The organism is Streptomyces sp. NPDC002838 (assembly GCF_040295365.1).
Classification (GTDB): domain Bacteria; phylum Actinomycetota; class Actinomycetes; order Streptomycetales; family Streptomycetaceae; genus Streptomyces.
This window is the reverse complement of the sequence record NZ_JBEOVF010000013.1, coordinates 169,542-192,971: the sequence shown is the minus strand read 5'-3', so window position 1 is coordinate 192,971 and position 23,430 is coordinate 169,542. Positions and strand designations below refer to the sequence as shown.

The 23,430-nt window shown below is 71.2% G+C and carries 20 protein-coding genes and 1 pseudogene; 13 read left to right on the top strand and 8 right to left on the bottom strand.

What is annotated here, in order from left to right; genetic code table 11:
- The first annotated feature begins 2 nt into the window (after positions 1-2).
- The 7 genes from ABT063_RS19445 (at position 3) to ABT063_RS19415 (ending at position 7,768) form a co-directional block, all read left to right on the top strand.
- Positions 3-2,714 carry a DNA translocase FtsK gene (locus ABT063_RS19445; protein ID WP_351058584.1) on the top strand — a complete coding sequence of 904 codons (2,712 nt, stop codon included), beginning with the start codon at positions 3-5 and terminating at the stop codon, positions 2,712-2,714.
- A 234-nt stretch (positions 2,715-2,948) separates the two neighbouring features.
- Positions 2,949-3,788, top strand: coding sequence for a helix-turn-helix domain-containing protein (locus ABT063_RS19440; RefSeq protein WP_351058583.1), 840 nt, complete (start codon positions 2,949-2,951; stop codon positions 3,786-3,788).
- Positions 3,789-3,880: 92 nt separating this feature from the next.
- Positions 3,881-5,353 carry a 30S ribosomal protein S12 methylthiotransferase RimO gene (gene rimO, locus ABT063_RS19435; protein ID WP_351058582.1) on the top strand — a complete coding sequence of 491 codons (1,473 nt, stop codon included), beginning with the start codon at positions 3,881-3,883 and terminating at the stop codon, positions 5,351-5,353.
- The gene (pgsA, locus tag ABT063_RS19430) at positions 5,350-6,105 is read left to right on the top strand and encodes a CDP-diacylglycerol--glycerol-3-phosphate 3-phosphatidyltransferase (protein ID WP_351058581.1); all 756 of its coding nucleotides are present in this window, start codon (positions 5,350-5,352) and stop codon (positions 6,103-6,105) included. The genes rimO and pgsA overlap by 4 nt, the downstream gene beginning before the upstream one ends.
- Positions 6,102-6,659 carry a CinA family protein gene (locus ABT063_RS19425; protein ID WP_351058580.1) on the top strand — a complete coding sequence of 186 codons (558 nt, stop codon included), beginning with the start codon at positions 6,102-6,104 and terminating at the stop codon, positions 6,657-6,659. Before pgsA ends, ABT063_RS19425 begins: the two co-directional genes overlap by 4 nt.
- A gap of 109 nt (positions 6,660-6,768) precedes the next feature.
- Positions 6,769-7,149, top strand: coding sequence for a helix-turn-helix domain-containing protein (locus ABT063_RS19420; protein ID WP_003993396.1), 381 nt, complete (start codon positions 6,769-6,771; stop codon positions 7,147-7,149).
- 331 nt (positions 7,150-7,480) lie between these two features.
- Entirely contained in the window at positions 7,481-7,768 is a 288-nt protein-coding gene (locus tag ABT063_RS19415) for a hypothetical protein (protein ID WP_351058579.1), read from the top strand.
- Here ABT063_RS19415 and ABT063_RS19410 read toward each other — a convergent pair.
- The 4 genes from ABT063_RS19410 to ABT063_RS19395 all read right to left on the bottom strand — a co-directional run bounded on the left by ABT063_RS19410 (position 7,716) and on the right by ABT063_RS19395 (position 15,618).
- A complete protein-coding gene (locus ABT063_RS19410; RefSeq protein ID WP_351058578.1) occupies positions 7,716-8,480 on the bottom strand; it encodes an SDR family NAD(P)-dependent oxidoreductase in 765 nt (254 codons plus the stop codon). The two genes, ABT063_RS19415 and ABT063_RS19410, sit on opposite strands and share 53 nt — an antisense overlap.
- Before the next feature lie 117 nt (positions 8,481-8,597).
- Positions 8,598-9,434 (bottom strand): Fpg/Nei family DNA glycosylase, encoded by an 837-nt coding sequence (locus ABT063_RS19405; protein ID WP_351058577.1) that lies wholly within the window; start codon positions 9,432-9,434, stop codon positions 8,598-8,600.
- A 44-nt stretch (positions 9,435-9,478) separates the two neighbouring features.
- Positions 9,479-14,482, bottom strand: a complete 5,004-nt coding sequence (locus ABT063_RS19400; protein WP_351058576.1) for an ATP-dependent helicase — start codon at positions 14,480-14,482, stop codon at positions 9,479-9,481.
- 191 nt (positions 14,483-14,673) lie between these two features.
- On the bottom strand, positions 14,674-15,618 hold the full coding sequence (locus ABT063_RS19395; RefSeq protein WP_351058575.1) for a hypothetical protein: 945 nt from the start codon (positions 15,616-15,618) through the stop codon (positions 14,674-14,676).
- Between the two features lie 80 nt (positions 15,619-15,698).
- Between ABT063_RS19395 and ABT063_RS19390 the strand changes: the two genes are divergently transcribed.
- Complete coding sequence (locus ABT063_RS19390) at positions 15,699-15,893, top strand: DUF3046 domain-containing protein (protein WP_351058574.1); 195 nt, start codon at positions 15,699-15,701, stop codon at positions 15,891-15,893.
- Between the two features lie 60 nt (positions 15,894-15,953).
- Entirely contained in the window at positions 15,954-17,204 is a 1,251-nt protein-coding gene (locus ABT063_RS19385; RefSeq protein WP_351058573.1) for an AI-2E family transporter, read from the top strand.
- A gap of 40 nt (positions 17,205-17,244) precedes the next feature.
- Here the strand turns inward: ABT063_RS19385 and ABT063_RS19380 are convergent, their stop codons facing one another.
- Complete coding sequence (locus tag ABT063_RS19380; protein ID WP_351058572.1) at positions 17,245-17,817, bottom strand: GNAT family N-acetyltransferase; 573 nt, start codon at positions 17,815-17,817, stop codon at positions 17,245-17,247.
- Between the two features lie 261 nt (positions 17,818-18,078).
- Here ABT063_RS19380 and recA point away from each other — a divergent pair, with 261 nt between their 5' ends.
- The 4 genes and pseudogenes from recA to ABT063_RS19360 form a co-directional block, all read left to right on the top strand.
- Positions 18,079-19,203 (top strand): recombinase RecA, encoded by a 1,125-nt coding sequence (recA, locus tag ABT063_RS19375; RefSeq protein ID WP_351058571.1) that lies wholly within the window; start codon positions 18,079-18,081, stop codon positions 19,201-19,203.
- Positions 19,204-19,211: 8 nt separating this feature from the next.
- Positions 19,212-20,108, top strand: a complete 897-nt coding sequence (recX, locus tag ABT063_RS19370; RefSeq protein WP_351058570.1) for a recombination regulator RecX — start codon at positions 19,212-19,214, stop codon at positions 20,106-20,108.
- A gap of 268 nt (positions 20,109-20,376) precedes the next feature.
- A complete protein-coding gene (locus ABT063_RS19365; protein ID WP_351058569.1) occupies positions 20,377-21,093 on the top strand; it encodes a helix-turn-helix domain-containing protein in 717 nt (238 codons plus the stop codon).
- Between the two features lie 393 nt (positions 21,094-21,486).
- A pseudogene (locus tag ABT063_RS19360) lies at positions 21,487-22,269 on the top strand (ABC transporter permease); the annotation flags it as partial.
- 28 nt (positions 22,270-22,297) lie between these two features.
- Here ABT063_RS19360 and ABT063_RS19355 read toward each other — a convergent pair.
- From ABT063_RS19355 to ABT063_RS19345, 3 genes are all read right to left on the bottom strand, one after another.
- Positions 22,298-22,699: a rhodanese-like domain-containing protein gene (locus tag ABT063_RS19355; protein WP_351058567.1), complete on the bottom strand. Its 402-nt coding sequence runs from the start codon at positions 22,697-22,699 to the stop codon at positions 22,298-22,300.
- 28 nt (positions 22,700-22,727) lie between these two features.
- On the bottom strand, positions 22,728-23,267 hold the full coding sequence (locus ABT063_RS19350; protein WP_502990843.1) for a cupin domain-containing protein: 540 nt from the start codon (positions 23,265-23,267) through the stop codon (positions 22,728-22,730).
- Positions 23,268-23,351: 84 nt separating this feature from the next.
- Positions 23,352-23,423 carry a putative leader peptide gene (locus ABT063_RS19345; protein WP_309544753.1) on the bottom strand — a complete coding sequence of 24 codons (72 nt, stop codon included), beginning with the start codon at positions 23,421-23,423 and terminating at the stop codon, positions 23,352-23,354.
- Positions 23,424-23,430 lie beyond the last annotated feature (7 nt).

Here is a 23,430-nt window from a genome sequence, read left to right as displayed (position 1 = left end):
CTATGGCCTCACGTCCCTCCGCAGCCAAGAAGCAGCCCGCGAAGAAGGCTGCCTCCGCGAAGGCTCCGGCGAAGAAGGCCGCTGCTGCGAAGAAAGCCCCGGCGAAGAAGGCGCCCGCCAAGAAGGCCGCGGCGAAGAAGGCCGCGCCGCCGAAGCCGGCGCCCAGCCCGACCGGGGGCATCTACCGGCTCGTGCGCGCCGTCTGGCTCGGGATCGCGCACGCCGTCGGCACGGTGTTCCGCGGCATAGGGCAGGGCGCGAAGAACCTCGACCCGGCCCATCGCAAGGACGGCGTCGGGCTGCTGCTGCTCGGCCTCGGGCTGATCGTCGCCGCCGGCACCTGGTCGAACCTGCGCGGTCCCGTCGGCGACCTCGTCGAGATCATCGTGACCGGCGCCTTCGGCCGGCTCGACCTGCTCGTGCCGATACTGCTCGCGGTCATCGCCGTGCGCTTCATCCGCCACCCCGAGCAGCCCGAGGCCAACGGCCGCATCGTGATCGGCCTGTCCGCGCTCGTCATCGGAGTGCTCGGCCAGGTCCACATCGCCTGCGGCTCGCCCGCGCGCGGCGACGGCATGCAGGCGATAAGGGACGCAGGCGGCCTCATCGGCTGGGGCGCGGCCACGCCACTGACGTACACCATGGGCGAGGTCCTCGCCGTACCGCTGCTCGTGCTGCTGACGATCTTCGGGCTGCTGGTGGTCACGGCCACCCCGGTCAACGCCATCCCGCAGCGGCTGCGGCTGCTCGGCGTGAAGCTCGGCATCGTGCACGACCCGGCCGAGGACGAGCTCGGCGAGGACGACGAGCGGTACGACGACCAGTGGCGCGAGGCGCTGCCCGCGCGCCCCCGCAGACGCGGCGCGGCATCCGAGGCGTACGACCCCGACAGTGCGGAGCAGGATGCCCTTTCGCGGCGTCGTGGGCGCCCCAGGCGCTCCGCGGTGCCGCAGCCCGACATGAACCGCCCCATGGACGCTGTGGACGTCGCAGCGGCCGCCGCGGCGGCGCTCGACGGTGCCGTCATGCACGGCATGCCGCCCTCGCCGGTGGTCGCCGACCTCACCCAGGGCGTGAGCGTGGGGGACCGCCAGGAGACGACCCCGACGCCGACTCCGGCGCCCGTCCCCGCCGCGCGCCCCAAGCAGGAGAAGCTCGACACAGGGGTCGCGGACCTCACCAAGGCCGCTCCGGAAGTGCCCCGCGAGCTGCCGGCGCGCGCCGAGCAGCTCCAGCTCTCCGGCGACATCACATACGCACTGCCCTCCCTCGACCTCCTGGAGCGCGGAGGCCCCGGCAAGACGCGCAGCGCCGCCAACGACGCCATCGTCGCCTCGCTCACCAACGTCTTCACCGAGTTCAAGGTCGACGCCCGCGTCACCGGCTTCACGCGCGGGCCGACGGTCACGCGCTACGAGATCGAGCTCGGCCCCGCCGTGAAGGTCGAGCGGATCACCGCGCTGACCAAGAACATCGCGTACGCCGTCGCCAGCCCGGACGTACGGATCATCAGCCCGATCCCCGGCAAGTCGGCGGTCGGCATCGAGATCCCGAACACCGACCGGGAGATGGTCAACCTCGGTGACGTACTGCGCCTCGCGGCCGCCGCCGAGGACGACCACCCGATGCTGGTGGCGCTCGGCAAGGACGTCGAGGGCGGCTACGTGATGGCGAACATCGCGAAGATGCCCCATGTGCTCGTTGCCGGTGCGACCGGTTCCGGTAAGTCGTCCTGCATCAACTGCCTGATCACCTCGGTCATGATGCGGGCGACCCCGGAGGACGTCCGCATGGTCCTCGTCGACCCCAAGCGCGTCGAGCTGACCGCGTACGAGGGCATCCCGCACCTGATCACGCCGATCATCACCAACCCGAAGCGGGCCGCCGAGGCGCTGCAGTGGGTCGTACGGGAGATGGATCTGCGGTACGACGACTTGGCGGCGTACGGCTACCGGCACATCGACGACTTCAACGAGGCCGTGCGGAACGGCAAGGTGACGGCGCCGGAGGGCAGTGAGCGCGAGCTCCAGCCGTACCCCTACCTGCTGGTGATCGTCGACGAGCTCGCCGACCTGATGATGGTCGCCCCGCGCGACGTCGAGGACGCGATCGTGCGCATCACGCAGCTCGCGCGCGCGGCCGGCATCCATCTGGTGCTCGCCACGCAGCGCCCGTCCGTGGACGTCGTCACCGGTCTGATCAAGGCGAACGTGCCCTCGCGGCTCGCCTTCGCCACCTCCTCGCTCGCCGACTCGCGGGTCATCCTCGACCAGCCCGGTGCCGAGAAGCTGATCGGCAAGGGCGACGGGCTCTTCCTGCCGATGGGCGCGAACAAGCCCACCCGTATGCAGGGCGCCTTCGTGACCGAGGAAGAGGTCGCGGTGGTCGTCCGGCACTGCAAGGACCAGATGGCGCCCGTCTTCAGGGACGACGTCACCGTGGGCACCAAGCAGAAGAAGGAGATCGACGAGGACATCGGCGACGACCTCGACCTGCTGTGCCAGGCGGCCGAGCTGGTCGTCTCCACGCAGTTCGGGTCGACGTCCATGCTGCAGCGCAAGCTGCGGGTCGGGTTCGCCAAGGCCGGGCGGCTGATGGACCTCATGGAGTCCCGGGGGATCGTCGGACCGAGCGAGGGGTCCAAGGCGCGTGATGTTCTTGTGAAACCTGACGAGCTGGACGGCGTGCTCGCGGTGATACGCGGGGAGTCATAAAGAGAGTCCCAAGGCCGGTGCTCGATCGTGACCCACCCGTAAGGGATCATCGAGCAACCGTTTCCCTTCGGCGTACGTCAAGTTGAGGGAAGCGCAAAGCATGTGCCCCACCATCGGCGTGTCCGGCCATTCCGATGGCGTACAAAGTCCCACCGCCCGGTTGCCCCACCCTTTCGCACCCCCCCTAGACTGAACCTCCAGCACAGGTGGCTTAAACGCTCGAAAGGCGCCCCCGTGTCCATCGGCAACTCCCCTGAAGACGAGCGTCCGTTCGAAGACGATCGTGAGGATGCCCGCCCTTCGATCGGCCGTGCCCTCCAGCAGGCGCGTATCGCGGCCGGGCTGACCGTCGACGATGTCAGTTCCGCCACCCGAGTTCGCCTCCCCATCGTGCACGCCATCGAGGCGGACGACTTCGCTGCGTGCGGCGGAGACGTCTACGCCCGCGGTCACATCCGGACCCTGGCCAAGGCCGTCCATCTCGATCCCGCCCCGCTGCTCGCCCAGTACGACGCCGATCACGGCGGCCGTCCGGCTCCGACGTCGGCCGCACCCCTGTTCGAGGCGGAGCGCATCCGCCCGGAGCGGCGGGGGCCCAACTGGACCGCGGCCATGGTCGCCGCGATCGTCGCCGTGGTCGGCTTCGTCGGGTTCACCGCGTTCAAGGGCGGCGACGGCGACTCCGGTGCCAAGACACAGCTCGCTGAGGGCTCCAAGCCCGCGACCAAGTCCCCCTCGCCCACGCCGAAGAACGACAAGCCCGAGGACCCGAAGCCGGAGCCGTCGGACAGCGCCATCGCGGCCGCTCCCCAGGACAAGGTCACCGTCCAGGTCCGTGCCGCCGACGGAAAGAGCTGGATCTCCGTCAAGGACCACAACGGCATGCGGTTGTTCGACGGGCTGCTCAAGGAGGGCGAGACCAAGACCTTCCAGGACAGCGAGAAGATCAACCTGGTCCTCGGCGACGCCGGGGCGATCGATCTGTATGTGAACGGCAAGAAGATCGAGGAAGACTTCCGGCCCGGGGCCGTGGAGCGGCTGACGTACACGAAGGGCGATCCGCAGCTCGGATAAGCGGCGTCTTCGGATGAGTGGGTACGGGGTTGGCCAAGATCGGCCAACCCCGTCGACGTGGGGTGTCAGCGGGACGAAGTAGTCTTGAGCCCATGCCTGAACGCCGTACCGTCGCACTCGTCACTCTTGGCTGCGCCCGCAACGAGGTGGACTCGGAGGAGCTCGCAGGCCGTTTGGAGGCGGACGGCTGGCGGCTCGTGAAGGACGCCGAGGACGCCGACGTGGCCGTCGTCAACACCTGTGGCTTCGTCGACGCCGCCAAGAAGGACTCCGTCGACGCCCTCCTCGAGGCCAATGATCTCAAGGGGCACGGCAGAACCCAGGCCGTCGTGGCGGTGGGCTGCATGGCCGAGCGGTACGGCAAGGAGCTCGCCGAGGCTCTCCCCGAGGCCGACGGTGTACTCGGCTTCGACGACTACACCGACATCTCCGACCGCCTGCAGACCATCCTGAACGGCGGCATCCACGCCGCGCACACCCCGCGCGACCGGCGCAAGCTGCTGCCGATCAGCCCTGCCGAGCGTCAGTCGGTGTCCGACGTCGCCCTCCCCGGGCACGGTGCCCCGTCCGACCTGCCGGAGGGCGTGGCTCCGGTGTCCGGCCCCCGTGCGCCCCTGCGCCGCCGCCTCGACGGCGCCCCGGTCGCCTCGGTGAAGCTCGCCTCCGGCTGCGACCGGCGCTGCTCCTTCTGCGCCATCCCGTCCTTCCGCGGCTCCTTCATCTCGCGCCGCCCGAGCGACGTGCTGAACGAGACGCGGTGGCTCGCCGAGCAGGGCGTCAAGGAGATCATGCTGGTCTCCGAGAACAACACGTCGTACGGCAAGGACCTGGGCGACATCCGTCTGCTGGAGTCGCTGCTGCCCGAGCTCGCGGAGGTCGGCGGCATCGAGCGGGTGCGCGTCAGCTACCTCCAGCCGGCCGAGATGCGGCCCGGGCTGATCGACGTGCTGACGTCCACGCCCAAGGTCGCGCCCTACTTCGACCTGTCCTTCCAGCACTCCGCCCCGGGCGTGCTGCGCGCGATGCGCCGCTTCGGCGACACCGACCGCTTCCTGGAGCTGCTCGACACCATCCGGAACAAGGCGCCCCAGGCCGGCGTGCGCTCCAACTTCATCGTGGGCTTTCCCGGTGAGTCCGAGGACGACCTGGCCGAGCTGGAGCGGTTCCTGAACGGCGCGCGGCTGGACGCCATCGGCGTCTTCGGGTACTCCGACGAGGAGGGCACGGAAGCGGCGACGTACGACAACAAGCTCGACGAGGACGTCGTCGCCGAGCGGCTGGCACGTGTCTCCAGGCTGGCCGAGGAACTCGTCTCGCAGCGGGCCGAGGAGCGGCTCGGTGAGACGCTTCAGGTGCTGGTCGAGTCCGTGGACTCCGCAGAGGGCGCCTACGGCCGTGCGGCGCACCAGGCGCCGGAGACGGACGGTCAGGTGCTGCTCACGAGCGGCGAAGGGCTGAGCGTCGGTCGTATGGTCGAGGCGAAGGTGGTCGGTACGGAAGGTGTCGACCTGGTGGCCGAGCCGCTGCAGGGCTCGCTCGCGTGTAGCGAGGAGGCGGGCAGATGACCGGAGTACCGGCATCGGCGGCGGGTGGCCCCTCCGGTGCGAAGCGTGGGGCCGCGCCTGCTGCCTCCGTCCCCGCGGCGTCCGGCGGGGCGGGTGCGTCCGGTGCCTCGTCGGAAGGGGCCAAGGCCGCTCGTAGCGGGAAGCTGGCGGCCGCCGCCGTCAACCAGGCCAGCGTCTGGAACATCGCCAATCTGCTGACCATGCTCCGGCTGCTCCTCGTGCCCGGCTTCGTCGCGCTGATGCTGGCCGACGGCGGATACGACCCGGCGTGGCGCTCGCTCGCCTGGGCGGCCTTCGCCATCGCCATGATCACCGACCTGTTCGACGGGCATCTGGCACGGACGTACGACCTCGTCACCGACTTCGGGAAGATCGCCGACCCCATCGCCGACAAGGCGATCATGGGGGCGGCGCTGATCTGTCTGTCGGCGCTCGGTGATCTGCCGTGGTGGGTGACGGCCGTCATCCTCGGCCGGGAACTCGGGATCACGCTGCTGCGTTTCCTGGTCATCCGGTACGGCGTCATTCCCGCGAGCCGCGGCGGCAAGCTCAAGACCCTCACCCAGGGCGTGGCCGTGGGGATGTATGTCCTGGCGCTGACGGGGTGGCTGGCCACCCTGAGGTTCTGGGTGATGGCGGCGGCGGTCGTGCTGACCGTCGTGACCGGGCTCGACTATGTGAGACAGGCCATTGTGTTGCGCCGGCGGGGAATCGCCGAGCGCAAGGCCGCGTTGGAGGAGACGGAAGCGTGAGTTCCCCGGCCGCCGAAACGGCCGTAGAAGTGGTGCGACTACTCAAGGTGAAGGGTGAGACGCTCGCCGTCGCCGAGTCGCTCACGGGCGGACTGGTTGCGGCGGAAATCACAGCGGTCCCCGGGGCGTCCAAGGTGTTCCGGGGTTCGGTCACCGCCTATGCCACCGAGCTGAAGCACGAGTTGCTGGGAGTCGACGCCACCCTGCTGGCGGAGCGCGGGGCGGTCGATCCGCAGGTCGCGGCCCAGATGTCGGCCGGAGTGCGCAAGGCGCTCGGTGCCGACTGGGGTATCGCGACGACTGGGGTCGCCGGCCCGGAACCGCAGGACGGCAAGCCTGTCGGGACGGTGTTCGTGGCCGTCGACGGGCCGTTGGCAGCGACGCCGACGGCATCCGGTGGCGGGAAAGTGACCGCTCTGCGGTTGAACGGCGACCGTGCGGACATTCGTATGGAGAGTGTACGGAGCGTACTCGCACTGCTCCTGGAGGGGCTTGCGAGCGAACACACTGGGAATGAGCGGGCACAGGATACGGAACGGAACGGGGGGTTTTGATGTTTGCAGCCCTGAGTGAACACGACATCGCTCCCCGCACGGCCGCGGCGCAAGGCGGTACGGTGGGGCGAGAAGGATGCGGCTACGCGGTCCGAGGAGGGAGCCACCGATGATTCTGCTCCGTCGCCTGCTGGGTGACGTGCTGCGTCGGCAGCGCCAACGCCAGGGCCGTACTCTGCGCGAAGTCTCCTCGTCCGCCCGAGTCTCACTCGGCTATCTCTCCGAGGTGGAGCGGGGGCAGAAGGAGGCTTCCTCCGAGCTGCTCTCCGCCATCTGCGACGCGCTGGACGTACGGATGTCCGAGCTCATGCGGGAAGTGAGCGACGAGCTCGCCCTCGCCGAGCTGGCCCAGTCTGCTGCTGCCACCCCCAGCGAGCCTGTGCCCACGCCGGTTCGTCCCATGCTGGGTTCCGTATCGGTGACCGGTGTGCCACCGGAACGGGTGACGATCAAGGCGCCCGCCGAAGCGGTGGACGTGGTCGCCGCGTGAGGTTCACGCGGGTGTGAGCGTGAGCTGACGCTGCGCTGAGGAAGTGTGCGGGGCCCCGCCGGGGCTCTCCGGGTGATCTGGACAACAGATGATCCGGGGAGGCGCTGGTCGGGGCTTTCGTGCGTTGTGGGCGGTGGCGGCTGGGGTCCGGGCGCATCGTGGGGAAGCGCCGCTTGGGGCTTTCGTGCATCGTGGAGAGGCGGGGCCGCAGTTTTTCGGTTCGGCGCGGTCGTGTGGAATCCGCGCGGACCCACTGGTGCGACCGTGTGCCGCCGGTGCGCCCTCCCCGTGGGTGAGCAGGGCGGTCTAGCGTCGGGCTGGAGGTGGGTCCATGGCACGGCCGATAGTGCGCAGGGGGGCCTGGGGCGCGGTTGTGGGGCTCGGGGCGCTGTGGTGGTGGGCCGTGGTGCGGCTCGCGGTGTCACCGGACGCTGGGGTGCTGGAGGGGGCGGTCGCGGCCGGGGGATGGGGGCTGAGTCTGCTGCCGGTGCACTGTGTGCCCAAGGCGCGGGCCGTGGGAGCGGTCGGTGCGGAGCGGTGGGCGCGGGCCTGGCGAGCGGCCAGGGCTACCACGGCATCGCCACACCGCCGTTCGGACGCAGGATCTGCCCCGTCGTGAAGGACGAGGCGTCACAGGCCAGGTGGAGCACGACGTGGGCGACCTCCTCCGGTTCGCCGACCCGGCCCAGCGGAGACATCCGGGACATGAGCGCCTCGGTGTGCGCCTGTGCCTCGGCGTCGTGGCGGTCGGTCATGGGGGTACGGATCCAGCCCGGCGCGACCGCGTTGACCCGGATGCCGTGCCGGCCGACCTCCCCGGCCAGTGTCTTCGTCAGCTGGACGACGGCCGCCTTGGCCGCGCCGTAGCAGAGCAGGCCGGGGCCACCGGTGTCCACGGCGCCGGAGGCCATGGTGACGATGCTGCCCTTGATCTGCTGCGCGAGCATCAGTCGGGCGGCCTCCTGGCAGGCGTAGAGCACCCCCTTGAAGTTGACGGCCAGTACCCGGTCGAGGTCCTCCTCGAGGGTCTCCAGGACCGGGCTGCTGTGCATGATCCCGGCGATCGCGGCCATCACGTCGAGGCGTTCGCAGGAGGCCACGGCCTGGCGGATCTGCTCGCGGTCGGTGACGTCGAGGTGATGGGTGTGGGCGGTGCCGCCGGCGTCCTTGATGGTCCTCGCCGTCTCGTCGAGGCCCGGTGAGTCGAGGTCCGCGCAGTGCACGGTGGCGCCCGCCTCGGCGAGCAGGACGGCCGAGGCGCGGCCGATGCCGCCGGCGGCGCCGGTGACGAACGCGGTGCGGCCGGTGAGGTCGTACGCCTTGACGGGCATGAAGGGACGGTACGAGCGTTTCTGACGGGTCGTCAATTGTCGTGCCGTGTGGAGTTCGAGGGTCGGCTGGATGTGCGGTTCGCTGGCCGGTTGGATGCGCGGCTTGGCGATCTGCGGTCAACCGGTCGTGCGGCGTGGGGTTCTGTGGGGCGGGGCTGTGTGTGGTGCCGGGCCCTTCTGGCAGTTCGGGCACCAGTACGTGGGTCGCTCGCGGGAGCCGTCGCCCTGATCGGACGCGCGGACGCGCGTGTGGCAGCGCAGGCAGGGGCGGGGTGCGCGGCCGTACACGAACAGGTCCTGGCCTCGGCGGCCCGTCGTACTGCGGATCGGGCGGTCGCGGTTGGTTTCCAGGAGCTTCTTGGCGAGCGCGGGCAGCTGTGCCGCGCGGTCGGCGGGGAGGGCGCCGACGGGCAGCCATGGGGTGGCGCCGAGGAGGAAGCAGAGCTCGCTCTTGTAGACATTGCCGATGCCGGCGAGGTTGCGCTGGTCGAGCAGGGCCTCACCGAGGGGGCGTGCGGGGTCGGCGAGAAGGTTGGCCAGGGCCCGGTCGGGGTCCCAGTCCGGGCCCAGGAGGTCGGGGCCGAGGTGGCCGACGGCGCGGTGTTCTTCGGTGGTGCGCAGGAGTTCGAGTACGGGCAGGCGGTAGCCGACGGCCGTGCGGTCGGCGGTGGCGAGGATCGCGCGGATCTGGTGGGTCGGGCCGCCGGTCCACCGCTGGTGATGGGCGTACACCTTCCAGGAGCCGTCCATCCGCAGGTGCGAGTGGAGGGTCAGGCCGCCCTCGAAGCGGGTGAGGAGGTGCTTGCCGCGCGGAATCACGTCCAGGACGGTGCGGCCCGTGAGGTCGGCCGTGGCGTACCGGGGCACCCGGAAGTCGCTTCGGGTCAGCACCTTGCCCGCGAGGGCGCCGTGCAGGCGCCTCGCGGCCTGCCAGACCGTGTCTCCTTCGGGCATGGGTCAAGGGTGGCATGCCACGGGCGGGGGTGACGTCGGGGCGGTCACGCCCGCAGCCGCAGTCCGCGAGGTGTCGCGATGAAGCCCGCTCCTTCCAGGAGGGTGCCGATGGGGGAGGTGAGGGCCGAGGTGCCGTTGACGCGCTCCACCGTGACCGTGCCGAGGGAGCCGGCCTTGGCGGCTGTGGCCAGGGCCTCCGCCGCCGCTTGCAGGCGTGGGTCGTCGGTGGCCGTGCCCTCCGGGGCCGAGGGCCAGGCCAGCAGGGTCTTGCCGCCCCGCTCCATGTAGAGCGTCAGCTCGCCGTCGACGAGAACCACCAGGGAGCCGGCCTTGCGGCCCGGCTTGTGGCCGGCGCCGGTCGGGGGCTCCGGCCAGGGGAGGGCCGCGCCGTACGCGTTCGCGGGGTCGGCGGCGGCGAGGACGACGGCTCGGGAGTCGGGTGCGGGGCGGGAACGGCGTCCGGCGAAGGTGGGGTCGTATGGCGAGCCGCCGGGGCCGGTCGGCTGGGGCTGGGCGAAGTCGCGGGGTGAGGTCCATTCGCTCCGCGTAGTGGGGGTGGAGAAGGGGGGCCAGTCGTCGTCGATGCCGGGGGTGGTCTCGTCGGCGTGGCCGTCGGACGGGTCCGACCCGTCGGCTGTGAGGGCGTCGGGTGAGCCGACGTCGTACGGTGCCGAGGTCGTGGGTGGGTCGACGTCGTTCGGTGGCCAGTCCGTGGAGGGGCCGAAGTCGTACGGCGACGAGGCCGCGGGTGAGCCGAAAGCGTCCGGTGTGCCGTCGCTCCGGGGCGGGGCAGGCAGCGCCTCGCCCCGGTCGCGGGCGTTCGCCACCGCGCGGAGGCGGTCGACCGCGCCGTCCATCGCGAACTGGGCGGCGCCGAGGCCCTCGACCACATAGCCGCGTCGTGCCTGGCCGCTGTCCTCGAAGGCGGACAGGACGCGGTACGTCGCCGAGAAGCCGCCTTCGACGCCCTCCGCGGAGACGGCTCCCCGGGTCACCACGCCGTGCCGGTCGAGCAGGACGCGGGCCAGCGCGTGGGCGCGCACGGTGGGGTCCGCTTCCTGCTCCGGGAGCAGGGACCAGCGGCCGGCGACGGTCGGCGGGCCGGTGCGGGAGGCGGGGCGGGCGGCGGCCGTGAGGGAGCCGTAGCGTCCGCGCGGGATCGTGCGCTTGGCGCGGTGGGCGGTGGAACCGGCGGTGCGGCCCGAGCCGAGGAGGGAGCGCATGGGCGCGAGGGTGTCGTTCGTGAGCCGCCCGGACCAGGCCAGGTCCCAGACGGCGTCGGCCAGTTGGGGATCGGTGACGTCGGGGTGGGTGGTGGCGCGGACCTGGTCGGCGATCTGGCGGAAGAACAGGCCGTAGCCCCCGGAGAGGGTGTCCAGGACGGACTGGTGGAGCGCCGTCAGCTCGAGGGGGTGGTGAGGGGGCAGCAGCAGGGGGGCCGCGTCCGCCACGTACAGGGAGACCCAGCCGTCCTTGCCGGGGAGCGCCCCTGCGCCGGCCCACACGATCTCGCCGGCCGCGGTGAGCTCGTCTAGCATCGCCGGGGTGTAGTTCGCGACGCGGGACGGCAGGACGAGCTTCTCCAGGGCGGACGCGGGCACGGATGCGCCCTGCAGCTGCTCGACGGCCCGCACCAGTCCGTCGATGCCACGCAGTCCGTGCCCCTTGCCGATGTGCTGCCACTGGGGGAGGAACTGGGCGAGCGCGGGCGGTGGCACCGGCTCCAGTTCGTGCCGCAGGGCGGCGAGGGAGCGGCGGCGGAGGCGGCGGAGCACGGCCGCGTCACACCACTCCTGGCCGATCCCGGCCGGATGGAACTCGCCCTGTACGGCCCTGCCCGTCGCCGCGAGCCGCTGGAGGGCGCCGTCGGTGACCGCCACGCCCAGGCCGAAGCGGGCGGCCGCCGTGGCCGAGGTGAACGGGCCGTGGGTGCGGGCATAGCGCGCGAGGAGGTCGCCGAGGGGGTCCTTGACAGGCTCCATGAAGGCTTCGGGGACGCCGACGGGCAGCGCCGTGCCGAGCGCGTCGCGCAGGCGGCCCGCGTCCTCGATCGCCGCCCAGTGGTCGGTGCCGGCGATGCGGACCCGGATCGCACGGCGGGCGGAGGCCAGCTCCTGGGCCCACTGCGGCTCGGCGCCCCGCTCGGCCAGCTCGGCGGCGGTGAGCGGGCCGAGCAGCCGCAGCAGGTCGGCTACGCCTTCGGCGTCCTTGACGCGGCGGTCCTCGGTGAGCCACTGGAGCTCCTGCTCCAGCTCGGTCAGTACCTCGGCGTCGAGCAGTTCGCGCAGCTCCGCCTGGCCGAGCAGCTCGGACAGCAGCCGCGAGTCCAGGGAGAGGGCGGCGGCGCGGCGCTCGGCGAGCGGTGAGTCCCCCTCGTACAGGAACTGGGCGACGTACCCGAAGAGGAGGGAGCGGGCGAAGGGGGAGGGCTCGGGGGTGGTGACCTCGACCAGGCGCACCTTGCGGGACTCCAGGTCGCCCATCAGCTCGACCAGGCCGGGCACGTCGAAGACGTCTTGGAGGCACTCGCGGACCGCCTCCAGGACGATCGGGAACGAGCCGAACTCGCTGGCCACCTGGAGGAGTTGGGAGGCACGCTGACGCTGCTGCCACAGCGGGGTGCGCTTGCCGGGGTTGCGGCGCGGCAGCAGCAGCGCGCGGGCGGCGCACTCGCGGAAGCGGGACGCGAAGAGGGCCGAGCTGCCGACCTGGTCGGTGACGACCTGGTCGACCTCGCCCTTGTCGAAGACGACGTCCGCCGCGCCGACGGGGGCTTGGTCCGCGTCGTACTCCGTGCCGAGCTTTGTCGGTTCCTGGTCGAGCAGGTCCAGGCCCATCAGGTCGGCGTCTGGCAGCCGTAGGACGATGCCGTCGTCGGCGTGCATGACCTGGGCGTCCATGCCGTACCGCTCGGAGAGCTTGGCGCCGAGCGCCAGAGCCCAGGGGGCGTGCACCTGGGCGCCGAAGGGGGAGTGTACGACGACCCGCCAGTCGCCCAGTTCGTCGCGGAAGCGCTCCACGACGATCGTGCGGTCGTCCGGGACGTGGCCGCAGGCCTCGCGCTGCTCGTCGAGGTAGGACAGGACATTGTCCGCGGCCCAGGCGTCCAGGCCCGCCGCGAGGAGGCGCAGGCGGGCGTCCTCCTTGGTGAGGGATCCGACCTCGCGCAGGAACGCGCCCACCGCGCGGCCCAGTTCGAGCGGGCGGCCCAGTTGGTCGCCCTTCCAGAAGGGGAGCCTGCCCGGGACGCCCGGGGCGGGGGAGACCAGGACGCGGTCGCGCGTGATGTCCTCGATGCGCCAGGAGCTGGTGCCGAGGGTGAAGACATCGCCGACTCGGGACTCGTAGACCATCTCCTCGTCGAGTTCGCCCACCCGGCCGCCGCCCTTCTTGGGGTCGGAACCGGCGAGGAAGACCCCGAAGAGACCGCGGTCGGGGATCGTGCCGCCGGAGGTGACGGCGAGGCGCTGCGCGCCGGGGCGGCCGGTGATCGTGCCGGCGACGCGGTCCCAGACCACGCGGGGGCGTAGTTCCGCGAAGGCGTCGGACGGGTAGCGGCCGGCGAGCATGTCGAGGACCGCCGTGAAGGCGGACTCGGGGAGCGAGGCGAAGGGGGCGGCTCGGCGGACCATGGCGAGCAGGTCGTCCAGCTGCCAGGTGTCCATCGCCGTCATGGCGACAACTTGCTGCGCCAGGACGTCCAGGGGGTTCGCGGGGACCTTCAGGGACTCGATGGCGCCGGTGCGCATGCGCTCGGTGACGACTGCCGCCTGCACCAGGTCACCGCGGTACTTCGGGAAGACCACTCCGGTGGAGACGGCTCCGACCTGGTGTCCCGCGCGGCCGACGCGCTGGAGGCCGGAGGCCACGGAGGGCGGGGACTCGACCTGGACGACGAGGTCCACCGCGCCCATGTCGATGCCGAGTTCGAGGCTGGAGGTGGCGACCACGGCGGGGAGGCGGCCCGCCTTGAGGTCTTCTTCGACGAGGGCGCGTTGTTCCTTCGACACCGAGCCGTGGTGGGCGCGGGCGATGACCGGAGGTGCGCCCTGGGCCGCGCCCGAGCCGCCCATGAGATCGGCGGGGGCGTGGTGTTCGTCCAGGGGCTCGCCGGTGGCTCGTTCGTACGCGATCTCGTTCAGGCGGTTGCAGAGGCGCTCCGCGAGGCGGCGGGAGTTGGCGAACACGATCGTCGAGCGGTGGGCCTGGACCAGGTCGGTGATCCGCTCCTCGACGTGCGGCCAGATCGACGGGCGTTCCGCGCCGTCGGTGGCGTCGGCCACCGGAGAGCCGCCCAGTTCGCCCAGGTCCTCGACCGGGACGACGACGGAGAGGTCGAACTCCTTGCCGGACTTCGGCTGGACGATCTCCACCTTGCGGCGGGGGGAGAGGTAGCGGGCGACCTCGTCGACCGGGCGGACCGTGGCCGACAGGCCGATGCGGCGGGCAGGCTTGGGGAGGATCTCGTCCAGGCGCTCCAGGGAGAGGGCGAGGTGGGCGCCGCGCTTGGTGCCGGCGACTGCGTGCACTTCGTCCAGGATCACCGTGTCGATGCCGGTCAGCGCGTCGCGTGTGGCCGACGTCAGCATCAGGAACAGGGACTCCGGGGTGGTGATCAGGATGTCCGGGGGGCGGGTGGACAGGGCGCGGCGCTCCGCGGCGGGGGTGTCGCCGGAGCGGATGCCCACCTTGACCTCCGGTTCGGGCAGGCCCAGGCGTACGGATTCCTGGCGGATGCCGGTCAGGGGGCTGCGGAGGTTGCGCTCCACGTCTACGGCGAGGGCCTTGAGCGGGGAGACGTACAGGACGCGGCAGCGCTTCTTGGGGTCGGCCGGTGGGGGTGTCGAGGCGAGCTGGTCCAAGGCGGCCAGGAAGGCGGCCAGGGTCTTGCCGGAGCCGGTGGGGGCCACCACCAGGACGTCCGAGCCCTCTGCGATGGCCTGCCAGGCGCCTGCCTGGGCTGCGGTGGGCGCGGAGAAGGCCCCCGTGAACCAGCCGCGGGTCGCGGGGGAGAACGCTTCGAGGGCTCGGTGTGTGGAGCTGGCCATGCGTCCATCCTGCACCCGGGCACTGACAATGCCTCTGCCTCCGGCGGTTGGGGCGGGCGCCTGTGGGGGCCTTCGGCGGTTCGCTGGGAGTGCGGGTGCCTGCGGCGGCCCGTGCGGGTTCGGTGGGGGTGCGGGCGGTGGGTGGGTGAGCTGCCGACCGAGGTTCGGTGACGAGGTGCGCGGGTGGCGCGTCAGGTCAGGGCGCGGCCGTAGGCCCTCAGGGTGCGCAGTGCCTCGATCGTCACCATGGGGCGGGCCTCCAGAGCGGTGCCCGGAGCCCACTGGTGCCAGAGGATCGGCCAGCCGCCGTCGTCCTGCTGCTGGCCTGCGAGGAAGTCCAGGGAGCGGGTCATTTCGTCGTCCGTGAACCACGCGCGCGCGAGGGAGCCCGGCGTCCTCGCGTAGTCGTGCGGGAAGTGGTGCTCGCCGGGGGCGTATCCCGTGGCGACGGGGTAGGCGTCGAGGCGGTCCGGTTCCAGGGCCGCGAGCCGGTGCTCGCGCACCAGACGGCCCAGGCGGTCGGCGACGGCCTCCGCGCGCGGGCGGTCGGGAACGGAGTCCAGGAAGGCCACGGCGGCCTGGATCTCGTACGGGTGGGACTGTCGCAGGGACTCGACCGCGTGCCAGCAGAAGTCCGTGGCCCTGAACAGCCAGGCGTGCCACACCTCGTTGCGGTGCAGGAGGCCGACCACCGGTCCGGTGGCGAGGAGTTCGCTCGGCGGGTCATCCATGATCGGGATGAAGGGGGCCGCCGGGTAGCCGCGCTGGCTGGGATGGATCGCCGGGAGCGCGCCGTCCGGTGTGGAGACCGAGGTCAGATACCGGCATACGCGCTCCACGCGCTGTCCGCCGCAGCGTCCGACGGCGTCCAGCACCCGCAGGGCGTGACCGGTGTGCAGCGGCTGGCTGACCGGGCCGCGCAGGTCGGGTTCCAGCGCGTGGCCGTACCCACCGTCCTCGTTGCGGTAGGCGTCCAGCGCCGTCTCCACCGGGTCGGGGCTCCCGTTCAGGAAGTGGTACGCGAAGAGGCGCTGCTCCAGTACCCGCGCGGTGAGCCAGACGAAGTGCTCGGCGCGTGCGAGCGGGGAGTGCGCCGGGGGCGTCGGGGGGAGTGGGGAAGCTCCTGTTTCGGCCATGCGTCAGACCGTAGGGCGGAAAGCGGTCTTGGCAAGCGGTCCCGGCTCAGGCCCACCCTCAGGGGCGGGATACTGGAGTCATGCGGTTGACGGTCTTCTGGGAGCGGATGGCGGACTACTTCGGTCCGGGCTCCGCCGACACCTTCGCGCGCGACCACGTGATGTCGGAGCTCGGCGGGCGCACGGTGCACGAGGCGCTGGACGCCGGCTGGGATGCGAAGGACGTGTGGCGTGTGGTCTGCACAGTCATGAACGTTCCGAGGGAAAAGCACTGATGGGTGACGAAGATCGCAGGACCGCGGCCGATTGTCGGCCAGGTGGGTGAAACTTGCACTGTGGCACCCACTGACGAGGCCGGACAGGCCGCCCAGCACGCATCCCCGTTCGGTACGACGCCGCCCCCCCGGCCCCCGGCCGACGACGCCGGCGGGCGGAACGCCCGCATGCCGCGCTGGCTGCCGCGCGCCATGGTGCTCGCGCTCGCCCTCTTCGCCGTGTTCCAACTGGGCAGTTGGGCCTTCCACCAGCTCACCGGCCTGTTGATCAACATTCTCATCGCGTTCTTCCTGGCCCTGGCCATCGAACCCGCGGTGAGCTGGATGGCCTCGCGCGGCCTGCGCAGAGGCCTGGCCACCGCCGTTGTCTTTCTCGGCGTGATCATCGCGGCGGCGGGCTTCGTCACGCTGCTCGGCTCCATGCTCGCGGGCCAGATCATCAAGATCGTCGAGGACTTCCCGGCCTACCTCGACTCCGTCATCAACTGGATCAACACTCACTTCCACAGCGATCTGAAACGGGTGGACGTCCAGGAGGGCCTGCTCCGCTCCGACTGGCTGCGCAACTACGTGCAGAACAGCGCCACCGGCGTCCTGGACGTGTCCGCCCAGGTCCTCGGGGGACTCTTCCAGCTGCTGATGATCACCCTGTTCTCGTTCTACTTCGCCGCGGACGGCCCACGGCTGCGCCGCGCGCTCTGCTCCGTCCTGCCGCCCGCCAAGCAGGCCGAAGTGCTGCGGGCGTGGGAGATCGCCGTGAACAAGACCGGCGGTTACATCTACTCGCGCGGTCTGATGGCACTCATCTCCGGAGTCGCGCACTACATCCTGCTGGAGTTCCTGGAGGTGCCGTACGCGCCCGTGCTTGCCGTGTGGGTGGGGCTGGTCTCGCAGTTCATCCCCACCATCGGCACCTACCTCGCGGGCGCCCTGCCGATGTTGATCGCCTTCACCGTCGATCCCTGGTTCGCGCTGTGGGTGCTGATCTTCGTCGTGCTCTACCAGCAGTTCGAGAACTACGTGCTGCAGCCCAAGCTGACCTCGAAGACCGTCGACATCCACCCCGCGGTCGCCTTCGGCTCGGTCGTCGCGGGCACCGCCCTCCTGGGCGCCGTCGGTGCGCTGATCGCCATTCCGGCGGTGGCCACGCTGCAGGCCTTCCTCGGCGCGTATGTGAGGCGGTACGACGTCACGGACGATCCCCGCGTCCACGGACACCGGAAAGGGGCAGGGGCCGGACTACTCACACGCGCGCGTGGGCTGTGGACCCGGCGGCCGGGGGTACAGGACTCCGCCGACGGCTCCTCCTGAGGGGAAGCAGCCGGGCGGGAGGCGGCCGAGGGCTGATCTGTCAGCGCAGGTCGAGCCGCATCAGGATCCGGGGATGACCGGCCAGCACCGAGGTGGTGTCGGCGGCGTGGACGAACCCGGCGCGTTCGAAGTTCTTGCGGAGCCCGGCGTACGCCATCGTCAGGTCGACCTTGGCGTCACCGTTGTCGAGGGGATACGCCTCGATCGCCGGTGCTCCGTGGGCGCGGGCGAACTCGACCGCGCCGGCGATGAGGGCGTGCGAGATTCCCCTCTTCCGATGGCCGGGGCGTACGCGGATGCACCACAGCGACCAGACCGGCAGGTCGTCGACGTGCGGGATCTTACGGTTGCGCGCGAAGGACGTGTCCGAGCGCGGCGCCACGGCGGCCCAGCCGACCGGCTCGTCGCCGTCGTAGGCGAGCACCCCAGGAGGGGGTTCCGCACGGCACAGCTCGGCGACGTACTCACCTCGGGCCGGCCCGCGCAGCTCGTTGTTGAGCTTGGACGGGATCCGGTAGCTCAGGCACCAGCAGACGTTTGCCCCGGGTGACTTCGGGCCGAGCACGGTACGGACATCCTCGAAGACCGAAGCCGGGCGAACCTCGATGGCCATGGCACCACGATGTCACGCCTGGCCCTACGTGACACGGGGCAACGTAGTCTCGGAGGTGCCACGTGGTGCGCTTGACACGAAAATCGAACATCCATTCTCATGGAGGCTCCGGCGAGGACCTCGGCGGGGATTTCGACACGGTTTTGATGGAGAAGTACCCCAGTTATCCACAGGCCGGACGAGCGTCGGGGCGCATTGTCAGTGGCAGGCGTTAGCGTCTTTGACGTGAAGCGATCGACTCAAGCAAATCGGGTGGAACCCATGGCAGGAACCGACCGCGAGAAGGCCCTGGACGCCGCGCTCGCACAGATTGAACGGCAATTCGGCAAGGGCGCGGTCATGCGCATGGGCGACCGCTCGAAGGAGCCCATCGAGGTCATCCCGACCGGGTCGACCGCGCTCGACGTGGCCCTCGGCGTCGGCGGCCTGCCGCGCGGCCGCGTCATCGAGGTCTACGGCCCCGAGTCCTCGGGTAAGACGACCCTGACCCTGCACGCGGTGGCGAACGCGCAGAAGGCCGGCGGCCAGGTCGCGTTCGTGGACGCGGAGCACGCCCTCGACCCCGAGTACGCGCAGAAGCTCGGCGTCGACATCGACAACCTGATCCTGTCCCAGCCGGACAACGGCGAGCAGGCTCTGGAGATCGTGGACATGCTGGTCCGCTCCGGCGCCCTCGACCTCATCGTCATCGACTCCGTCGCCGCGCTGGTCCCGCGCGCGGAGATCGAGGGCGAGATGGGCGACAGCCACGTCGGTCTGCAGGCCCGCCTGATGAGCCAGGCCCTGCGGAAGATCACCAGCGCGCTCAACCAGTCCAAGACCACCGCGATCTTCATCAACCAGCTCCGCGAGAAGATCGGCGTGATGTTCGGCTCCCCGGAGACCACGACCGGTGGCCGGGCCCTGAAGTTCTACGCCTCCGTGCGACTCGACATCCGACGCATCGAGACGCTGAAGGACGGCACCGACGCGGTCGGCAACCGCACCCGCGTCAAGGTCGTCAAGAACAAGGTCGCGCCGCCCTTCAAGCAGGCCGAGTTCGACATCCTCTACGGCCACGGCATCAGCCGCGAGGGCGGCCTGATCGACATGGGCGTGGAGCACGGCTTCGTCCGCAAGGCCGGCGCCTGGTACACGTACGAGGGCGACCAGCTCGGCCAGGGCAAGGAGAACGCGCGCAACTTCCTGAAGGACAACCCCGACCTCGCCAACGAGATCGAGAAGAAGATCAAGGAGAAGCTGGGCGTCGGGGTCCGGCCGGAGCAGCCGGCCGTCGAGCCGGGCGCGGACGCCGCGGTCTCCGCCGCCGCGGACGATGCCGCGAAGGCGGTGGCCGCTCCGGCGGCCAAGGCGGCCAAGACCAAGGCCGCGGCGGTCAAGGGCTGATCCGTACCGTGCCTGATTCAAAAGCGTGGCGAACCGACTGGGCCGAGTACGCCTACCCGGACGCTCCGCGTGAGCGGGGCAGGGGAGGCGACGGGATCTCCGCGAACGCCGGGATGAGCGGCGATGACAAGGCCGACGGCACCGACAGGGCTCGCAACCGCGGGGCGTCGTACGGCAGGGGCGGGTCGTACGGCGACGAGCCGGGCGGCGGACAGTGGCTGGACGGCGGGCCGGACGACGGCTCGGCGTTCGCCGCCGATGCGCAGGCCGGCGGCTCGCGCCGGGGTGGCGGGACCCGTGGCGCGGGCGGCGCACGCGGACGCCGTCGGCGCGGGTGCACGGAGCCGTCCGGTGAGGACGGAGGCGCCTCCTCTTCGTCGAGGGCTGGGCAGGGGGAGCCTCCAGGGGACCCGGTGGAGCAGGCACGGGCGATCTGTCTGCGCCTGCTCACCGGGACCCCGCGCACGCGGAAACAACTCGCTGACGCCCTGCGCAAGCGGGAGATCCCGGATGACGCCGCCGAGGAGGTGCTGTCGCGGTTCGAGGAGGTCGGCCTGATCAACGACAGCGCGTTCGCGGACGCCTGGGTGGAGTCCCGGCACCACGGCAGGGGACTGGCCCGGCGCGCACTCGCCCAGGAGCTGCGGACCAAGGGCGTCGACTCCACGCTGATCGACGCGGCCGTCGCCCAGCTCGACTCCGAGCAGGAGGAGGCGACCGCGCGCGAGCTCGTCGCCCGCAAGCTGCGCTCCACCCGCGGCCTGGACCGCGACAAGCGGCTGCGCCGCCTCGCGGGGATGCTCGCTCGCAAGGGCTATCCCGAGGGCATGGCTCTGCGGGTGGTCCGGCAGGCGCTGGAGGAGGAGGGCGAGGACACGGAGTTCCTCGGGGACGAGGGGTTCTGACGGAGTACTTCGGGGGCGGAGGCGCTCTGCACAACGCTTCGGGGACGAGAGCTCGGCACGACGAGATGACCACGTGGCTCGGCGGCCCGGACACGGTGGACGCGCGGGGGCGCCCATCGCGTTCGGGAGCCGGGCCACGCTGCGGGGCACGTCCGCTCGTCCGCCCGTACCCCGCCGGTCGCCCAGCGCCATGGTGGGGCTAACCCCCTGCTGAAGATGCCGGGGCACCGCAATGCACGGAGACCTGTGCACAGACGACTGTGTACGCATGCCACAGGAACCCGGTGCACAGGCTCCCGCCGAGGCAGGGCGCTCCTCGGCCGCGCGCGCCGCCGCGACAGAGCACCCCGTCTCCACCCACACCTCCTCCCAACAACCGCCCACCTCCGCCCAGGAGCCGCACGCTCCTGTCGAGCTCTCCGACCTGGCCACGCTGAAGGCGCTCGCGCATCCGCGCAGGCAGCGCATGTTCCAGCACCTGACGCTGAACGGGCCCGCGACCTCCGCCACGCTCGCCCGTGCGCTGGGTCTGAACACCGGCTCCACCAGCTACCACCTGCGGGAACTCGCACGGCACGGCTTCGTGGAGGAGATCGGCGAAGTGTCCGGGCACGGCCGGGAGCGCTGGTGGCGGGCCATCCCCGGTGACCGGCGCTTTCCGCCGCGCAGCCGCCAGAGCGCCGAGCTGCGGCAGGTCATGGACGAGGTCAACCACCACGCGTACGCCGCCGACCTGGAGCTCTTCGAGCAGCTGCAACGCGCTACGACGGAGACCGGGCCCTGGGCGGACGCCTTCGCCTACTCGCGTGGCACTCTCCGGCTGACGCTGCCCGAACTCCGGGTGTTCTTCGAGGAGTACGTGGCGCTGCTCAACCGCTACAAGCGCCCCGAAGCCGAAACCCCGCCCGGCGCACGCACCGTACTCACCCGCCTGCTCGCCTTCCCGGCCCCCGCACACAACGGAAGAGAGACCGAGACCTCATGATGCTGCGCTATGCCTTCCGGGCGGTCCGGGCCCGCAAGGCCGGTTTTCTCGGCGCTTTTCTCGCTCTGATGTGCGCGGCTGCCCTCGTCACCGCCTGCGGCACCCTGCTCGAGACGGGTCTGCGCGGCACGATCAGTACCGAGCGCTATGCCGCCACGCCCGTCGTGGTCTCCGCCGACCAGAACGTTCACCAGACCACCGTCAAGCACAAGAAGGGCAAGACCAAGGTCAAGCACAAGGCCAAACCGATCGCCGAACGTGCCTGGCTTCCGCAGAGCCTGGGCCAGAGGATCGCCGACGTTCCCAGTGTCGCTCGCGTGATCCCCGAACTCACCTTTCCCCGTCCAGCCGTTGACGCCCGCGGGAACGGACGGCCGGACCGCGTACGGTCACGCCTTGCCGGCCGGCCTCGCCCGGACCTGGGACCCGGACGTGACCGCGGGCTCCCTCGACAGGCTCACCGAGCGCACCCTGGCCGTCAGCGAACTGGCCGCCGATCAGCACCACTTGAGACCCGGCAGCACCCTGAAGCTCACGCTCGGCGACGGCACGCCCGCCACGCTCACCGTCGCCGCCGTCTACGCCAAGGGCCTCGGCTTCGGAGACCTCACCTTCGCGCACGACCTCGTCGCACGCCACGTCGACAATCCGCTCGCCTCCTCCGTCCTCGTCAGCACGCACCGCACACAGACACAACTCGCGACTACGCTCCGTGAGTTCCCGGGCGTCCGGATTCTCGATCCGGCCGCGGCCGACTCACTCCAGGCCGACCGCCAGCAGGCGAATGCCGAGGTCAACTACCTGGCCATGGGACTCGTCCTGGCCTTCACCGCCATCGCCGTCGTCAACACCCTCGCCATGTCGGTCTCCGAGCGTGTCCGGGAGTTCGCGCTGCTCCGCCTCGCGGGGGCGACCCGCCGCCAGGTGCTGCGGATGCTGCGCACCGAGGCGTTGTCGGTGCTGCTCCTCGGCACAGCCCTCGGCAGCGCCATCGCCCTCGCCGTCCTCACCGCGTTCAGCGTCGGCATGACGGGCCGCGCCGCACCGGCGGTCACGCCCCTGGTGTACGTCGGTGTCGTCGCCGGCGCGGCTCTGCTCGCCCTCGCCGCCACCGCCGTACCCGGTCGCACCGCACTCAGGACCCGGCCGGTGACGGCGGCCACGGCCAAGGAGTAGGCCGGCCGGGGGAGGGCGGCAGGGGTGCCTACGACGTCACCGGAAGCCCTGCCGCCCTCCACGCCTGGAACCCGCCGACCAGATCGGTGGCCCGGCGCAGCCCCAACCGGTGCAGGGACTCGACCGCCAGGCTGGAGGCGTAGCCCTCGTTGCAGATCACCACGACCCGCAGGTCATGGCCGGTGGCCTCGGGGGCGCGGTGGCTGCCCTGCGGATCGAGGCGCCACTCCAGCTCATTGCGTTCCACGACGAGGGCGCCGGGGATCAGGCCGTCCCGCTCGCGCAGGGCCGCGTAGCGGATGTCCACCAGCAGGGCGTCCCCGGCCCGGGCGGCGTCGTACGCCTCCCGTGGCTCGATCCGCTCGTATCCCTCGCGAACCCGCTCCAGCAGCTCGTCGATACCGACCGGCCGTTCGTCCGAGCCGCTCATCGCCGTCCCTCCGTTTCTCCCGTCCCGCTCACTGCCAGTCCTCCGGACGCTCCACCTGCTCCAGGTGCAGGATCTGACCGGTGCGGCTGTAGCGGCGGATCCGTGGCAGCGGCGGGTGGTAGGCGTGGACGGAGACCGCGTGCCGCTCGGTGGACTCGTTGAGGACCTCGTGGACGTGGTGGCGGCCGAAGGCGCGGCCCTGTCCGGCCGGCAGTCGGCGCTCCCGGTCCACGCCGTCGGTCAGTTCCAGCGTCTTCCAGCCGTCGGTGGGCAGCCGGGCGGCGAGCGAGTTCTCCTTGAGCTCGCCGGAGGCGGTGAGGAAAGCGCCGACCGAGTCGGCGTGGTCGTGCCAGCCGGTGCCGCTGCCGGGCGGCCAGCCGATCAGCCAGGCCTCGCTGCCGCCGGGGCCCTCGAGCCGCACCCAGGTGCGGCCCTCCGGGTCGAGCGGGAGCGAGGCGATCAACTCGGCGTCCGCGGCCGTACGACGTACGAAGTCGAGCAGGTCCGCTTGCGTCGGGGCGGCAGCTTTAGGGGACGCGACAGGGGATACGGCGGGAGAGACAGACACGGGCACCGTCCTGATGAACGTTCGCGAGGAGCGCGCGACAACGCGGGAGCGGCGCGCGCTTGAGAGGAGACGAGGAATGCGAATTCAGCAGGACGGGCGACACACGCAGCCCGCATAGCGGACGAGGTCCATGTGGACCCTCCGCCACAGGCGCACACAGGTG

Bases quoted from the DNA above. Each gene is read 5' to 3' on its own strand.
- recA (WP_351058571.1), top strand. From the start codon at position 18,079: ATGGCAGGAACCGACCGCGAGAAGGCCCTGGACGCCGCGCTCGCACAG.
- ABT063_RS19390 (WP_351058574.1), top strand. From the start codon at position 15,699: ATGCGGTTGACGGTCTTCTGGGAGCGGATGGCGGACTACTTCGGTCCG.
- pgsA (WP_351058581.1), top strand. From the start codon at position 5,350: ATGACCGGAGTACCGGCATCGGCGGCGGGTGGCCCCTCCGGTGCGAAG.
- ABT063_RS19445 (WP_351058584.1), top strand. From the start codon at position 3: ATGGCCTCACGTCCCTCCGCAGCCAAGAAGCAGCCCGCGAAGAAGGCT.
- ABT063_RS19365 (WP_351058569.1), top strand. From the start codon at position 20,377: ATGCCACAGGAACCCGGTGCACAGGCTCCCGCCGAGGCAGGGCGCTCC.
- rimO (WP_351058582.1), top strand. From the start codon at position 3,881: ATGCCTGAACGCCGTACCGTCGCACTCGTCACTCTTGGCTGCGCCCGC.
- ABT063_RS19380 (WP_351058572.1), bottom strand. From the start codon at position 17,817: ATGGCCATCGAGGTTCGCCCGGCTTCGGTCTTCGAGGATGTCCGTACC.
- ABT063_RS19395 (WP_351058575.1), bottom strand. From the start codon at position 15,618: ATGGCCGAAACAGGAGCTTCCCCACTCCCCCCGACGCCCCCGGCGCAC.
- ABT063_RS19415 (WP_351058579.1), top strand. From the start codon at position 7,481: ATGGCACGGCCGATAGTGCGCAGGGGGGCCTGGGGCGCGGTTGTGGGG.
- ABT063_RS19405 (WP_351058577.1), bottom strand. From the start codon at position 9,434: ATGCCCGAAGGAGACACGGTCTGGCAGGCCGCGAGGCGCCTGCACGGC.
- ABT063_RS19355 (WP_351058567.1), bottom strand. From the start codon at position 22,699: ATGAGCGGCTCGGACGAACGGCCGGTCGGTATCGACGAGCTGCTGGAG.
- ABT063_RS19420 (WP_003993396.1), top strand. From the start codon at position 6,769: ATGATTCTGCTCCGTCGCCTGCTGGGTGACGTGCTGCGTCGGCAGCGC.
- ABT063_RS19400 (WP_351058576.1), bottom strand. From the start codon at position 14,482: ATGGCCAGCTCCACACACCGAGCCCTCGAAGCGTTCTCCCCCGCGACC.
- ABT063_RS19410 (WP_351058578.1), bottom strand. From the start codon at position 8,480: ATGCCCGTCAAGGCGTACGACCTCACCGGCCGCACCGCGTTCGTCACC.